This is a genomic window from Actinosynnema sp. (genome assembly GCF_052038725.1).
In genome coordinates this window covers 1-4,477 of the sequence record NZ_JBQGCX010000464.1, presented here as the reverse complement: position 1 = coordinate 4,477, position 4,477 = coordinate 1, and the positions used below count along the sequence as shown (strand labels likewise).

4 protein-coding genes are annotated in these 4,477 nt (G+C 72.8%); 1 reads left to right on the top strand and 3 read right to left on the bottom strand.

Features of this window, described 5'->3' with window-relative positions; genetic code table 11:
• Nucleotides 1-111 precede the first annotated feature (111 nt).
• Together ACTUAL_RS09385 and ACTUAL_RS09380 are read right to left on the bottom strand one after the other, a co-directional pair.
• Complete coding sequence (locus ACTUAL_RS09385; protein WP_440899980.1) at nt 112-1,749, bottom strand: PAS domain-containing protein; 1,638 nt, start codon at nt 1,747-1,749, stop codon at nt 112-114.
• Between the two features lie 238 nt (nt 1,750-1,987).
• Complete coding sequence (locus tag ACTUAL_RS09380) at nt 1,988-3,166, bottom strand: NAD(P)-dependent malic enzyme (protein ID WP_440899979.1); 1,179 nt, start codon at nt 3,164-3,166, stop codon at nt 1,988-1,990.
• A 314-nt stretch (nt 3,167-3,480) separates the two neighbouring features.
• Here ACTUAL_RS09380 and ACTUAL_RS09375 point away from each other — a divergent pair, with 314 nt between their 5' ends.
• Nucleotides 3,481-4,077, top strand: coding sequence for a dTDP-4-dehydrorhamnose 3,5-epimerase family protein (locus tag ACTUAL_RS09375; protein ID WP_096496893.1), 597 nt, complete (start codon nt 3,481-3,483; stop codon nt 4,075-4,077).
• Between the two features lie 3 nt (nt 4,078-4,080).
• Here the strand turns inward: ACTUAL_RS09375 and ACTUAL_RS09370 are convergent.
• Nucleotides 4,081-4,477, bottom strand: a 397-nt coding sequence (locus tag ACTUAL_RS09370) for a S26 family signal peptidase (RefSeq protein ID WP_440899978.1), incomplete at its 5' end; no start/stop codon positions are given.

The window sequence follows — 4,477 nt, the reverse complement described above, 5'->3', positions numbered from 1 at the left end:
TGAAGGCCCGGTCCACCGGATCCTCGCCGCGATATTCGAACCAGTCGAAACTCGCCACCGGCTGCGCCGCGGCGGGCGCGGCCAGGAGGAGGGCTAGAAAGGCGAGAGGTTTCATGACGCGCAGTGCTCCCGGATGAAGTCGCGGTGGGTGGGCATATAGTCGGCTGAATTCGCGACGGCTTCGCGGATATGGGCGAGGCGTGCGCGCGTCTCCTCAAGGCTCATCACTTCGGCGACCGGATCGAAGCTTGCCGGCCGCATCAATTGTCCATGCATCACCGCGAACCAGCTGGTGTCGTTGAACAGCTCTTCATTCTCGCGGAAGGCGCGGCCGTGGCTGCGGAACACCCGCACCGCGCCGTCGCGCCGCACGATCCGGTGCTCGCACTGCACCGGGGTCTCCTCGGTGGCCAGCTGCTGCCACATGTCGTCGACCCAGGCCCGGTCGTCCGGGTGCACCAGGTCCAGGTAGGTCCGGTACGTGGTGCGCTCGTCGCGCGGCACGCCGAACAGCTCGGCGAGCATGTCCGACCACACCACCTCGCCGGTCGCCAGGTCCCACTCCCACACGCCGAGCCGGGCGGCGCGCTGGGCGTCGGCGAGCCTGCGCCGGTCCTCCCGCAGCTGCTGCTCCATGGCCCGCGCCTCGGTGACGTCCTGCACGGTCCCGTGCAGCCGCACCGGGGCGCGCCCGCCGGGCTCGCGCTCGACGCGGGCGCGGCACACGTAGACCCGGTCGCCCAGCTCGCTGCGCACCTCGGCCTCCTGCGTGCGGCCGTCCTTGGCGCGCAACAGCTTCCGGCGCAGCTCCAGCAGGTGGGCGCGGTCGTCGGCGTGCACGCCGCTGAGCAGGTCGTGGCGGTCGGGCGAGACGCCGATGGCCGAGTACATCTCCAGCAGCACCTCGCTGCGGTGCAGCGAGCGGCCCCGCACGTCGTAGGTCCAGCTGCCGATGCGGGCGATCCGCTGCGCCTCCAGCAGGCGCGCGCGCTCGGTGGCGAGCGCCCGGTCGGCGCGCCACTGCTCGGTGATGTCCCTGATGTAGCCGGTGATCAGCCGGGCGCGGCCGTCGGCGCGCAGCCCGGCCTCGGCGACGCCCCGGATCCAGCGCAGCTCGCCGTCGGGCCGGACGACCCGGTAGACGATGTCTATCGGCGCGCCGGTGATCTCGCGGTTGCTCCAGTAGCTGGCGACCACGTCGTGGTCGTCCGGGTGGGTCACCGCGAGGACGGCCTGCGCTCCGGGCACGACCGAGCCGGGCTCGATGCCGAGCAGCTCGTAGTGCGTCCTGGACCACACGGTCGCGCCGGTGTCCGGGTCGTACTCCCAGGAGCCGATGGCGGCCACGCGCTGGACCGCGCGCAGCCGCCGCTGCTCGTCGCGCAGCTCGTCGGCGGCCTTGGCCAGGTCGGACACGTCGACCAGCAGGACGGTGGTCAGCCCCGCGGCGTCGGCGGGTCCGCGCACGACGCGCACCACGACCTGGGCGCCGTCGGCGCGGGTGAGCCGGTGGTCCGGCGGGTCGCCCGCGAGCAGCTCGCCGAGGGGTCGGCCGACGAGCGCGCCGGGGTCGGCGACCCCGGCGAGCACGGCCGCCGCGGCGCTGGCCCTGACCACGACGCCCTCGGGGTCGCACAGCAGCGAGGGCGGGTCGGGCGGCGTCACGCCGCCCAGCGCGACGGCCTCGGGTCGCGCCGGCCCCTCGGGGTCGTCGAGCACCACTGGAGCGCGGCCAACCCGCTTGGGCACGGTCCCACCTTCCCGTGTCTGGGGGCGGGGATGCCCGGCCCGGCCGCTGCCCCGTGGACCGCCCGCGAAAGCAACCCCCTCGACCGGGGATCGTTCCCCCGGAAGAGAAGGACGCTAGCGCCTAGCAGCGTCACGTCCCACCCCTTAACGGACTAACGATTGAACCCGATCGTGGCGTCGTTTTCCCGAGAAGAAGACGGACAGCGTCGGCCGGAGCTCTCCCAACTCCGACAGGGGATCAGGCTACTCCGTCTTCGGCCGCTGCCAAGGCCACAGCGGCGGCGACTTCCGGCCCGACCCTGGGGTCGAGCGCGCTCGGCACGATCCGGTCCACCGCGAGGTCCTCGGCGGCCACGGCGGCGATCGCCCCGGCGGCGGCCAGCTTCATGCCCTCGGTGATGCGCCTGGCCCCCGCGTCCAGCGCGCCGCGGAAGATGCCGGGGAACGCGAGCACGTTGTTGATCTGGTTGGGGAAGTCGCTGCGCCCGGTGGCCACGACGGCGGCGTGCCTGGCCGCGACCTCGGGGTGCACCTCGGGGTCCGGGTTGGACAGCGCGAACACCACCGAGCCCGCCGCCATGCTCGCGACCTGCTCCTCGGGGACCTGCGCGGAGGAGACGCCGACGAAGACGTCCGCGCCGCGCAGCGCCACGTCCAGGCCGCCGCGCAGCCCGCTGCCGTTGGTGAGCGGGGCCAACTGCTCCTTCACCGGGTTCAGCCCGGCGCGTCCGGCGTGGATGATCCCGCGCGAGTCCACGAGGGTCACCTCGCCCGCGCCCGCGGCGAGCAGGATGCGGGTGATCGCGACGCCCGCCGCGCCCGCGCCCGAGACCACCACGCGCTGGTCCGCGATGTCCTTGCCCAGCACGGTGTTCGCGCCGCGCAGGGCGGCGAGGGTGACGACGGCGGTGCCGTGCTGGTCGTCGTGCATGACCGGCACGTCCAGCGCCTCGATCAGCTTCGCCTCCAGCTCGAAGCAGCGCGGGGCGGAGACGTCCTCCAGGTTGACCGCGCCGAAGGACGGGCGCAGCCGGACCAGGGTCTCGACGATCTCGTCCACGTCGGTGGTGTCGAGCACCAGCGGGATGGAGTCGAGGCCGCCGAAGGTCTTGAACAGCGCGGCCTTGCCCTCCATGACGGGCAGGGAGGCGCGCGGGCCGATGTCGCCGAGGCCCAGCACGGCGGTGCCGTCGCTGACGACGGCGACCAGGCGGCCCGCCCCGGTGTTGCGGTCGGCGAGGGCGGGGTCGGCGGCGATGGCGCGGCTGACCCTGGCCACGCCGGGCGTGTAGGCGATGGACAGCGCCCTGGGGTCGGCGAGCGAGGCGGTGGCCCCCACGGCGAGCTTGCCGCCCTCGTGGGCGGTGAAGATCTCGTCGTCGGTGAGCTGGACTGGGGTGTCGTTCACTGCGGTCACTTGACCTGGTCCTTCCTGCGGCGCGTGAGGCCGGTCAGCACTCCGGATCGCGTTGTCGCGCGTGATCGACGGGGCCGTGGGGTGTTAATGGGGCGCGGAACACCCATTCGGGGTCGAGTTGCGACCGAATGGCGGTCCGCGAAGCCTGGGTTCGCCAGGTGTGGCAGCGTAGGGCATCACCGAGTGCGGTGGGGATCACACCATCGCAGCAGGTCAGGGGCATCTTCCAGAACGCTCGTCCGGTTTGGCGCGCGGTTCGGCGGATTTGCGCAGGCAGGATCGGTCAAGACCCGTAATGAACTAGGGTGACGCCCATGCAGGCACGCGAGTTGCGAATTCCCGGTGCGTTCGAGTTCACACCTTCGGTTTTCCCGGACGACCGCGGCTTCTTCGTCGCCCCGTTCCAGGAGTCGGCGTTCGAGCGGATCACCGGGCACCGCCTGCGGGTCGCGCAGGTGAACCACTCGCAGTCCCGGCGCGGGGTGGTCCGGGGGCTGCACTACGCGGACGTGCCGCCGGGTCAGGCGAAGTACGTGCACTGCCCGCGCGGCAGGCTGCTGGACGTGGTGGTGGACATCCGGGTCGGGTCGCCGACGTTCGGGCAGTGGGACGCGGTGGAGCTGTCGGCGGAGAAGTTCAACGGGGTGTACCTGCCCGAGGGGTTCGGCCACGCGCTGATGGCGCTGGAGGACGACACGGTCACCGCGTACCTGTGCAGCGAGGGGTTCAACCCGAAGGCGGAGCGCGGCGTCGACCCGCTGAGCCTGGACCTGCCGTGGCCGGAGGGGATCGAGCCGGTGCTGTCCGAGAAGGACGCGCAGGCGCCGAGCCTGGCGCAGGCGCGGGAGCAGGGCCTGCTGCCGGACTACGAGGAGTGCGTCCGCTGGTACGCGGAGCTCAAGCGCGCCTGAGCCTCACCCGAGCTCCAGGCCGCCCCCGGCCCACGGCGACCGCTTCAGCCGACCGGGCCGGGGCCACACCCGGAACCGCACGACCCCGAGCACCTCGGCCGGTCCCAGCTCGCGGGAGTCGGTGGAGGCGAACGGGTTGTCCCCCTCCACGTGCCACCCGACCCCGTCCGCCCGCACGGCCCGCTTGACGGACAGCTGGCCGGGCCGGTGCGCCCACCTGACCAGCACGACGTCCCCGGCGCGCGGTGGCCGCCCGTGCGCCACGGAGACGAGATCCCCCGTCCGGATGGTGGGGTGCATGGAGGGCCCGCGGACCTTGAGCATCCCGAGCACGATCACCTCCGACTGCCCGACCGGTTCACTCGGAGTAGTGTTCCGCACGTCGGAGCATCCATTGTCA

What these genes read in the sequence shown, in the direction of transcription:
- ACTUAL_RS09375 (WP_096496893.1), top strand. Translation starts at nt 3,481, where the DNA reads ATGCAGGCACGCGAGTTGCGAATTCCCGGTGCGTTCGAGTTCACACCT.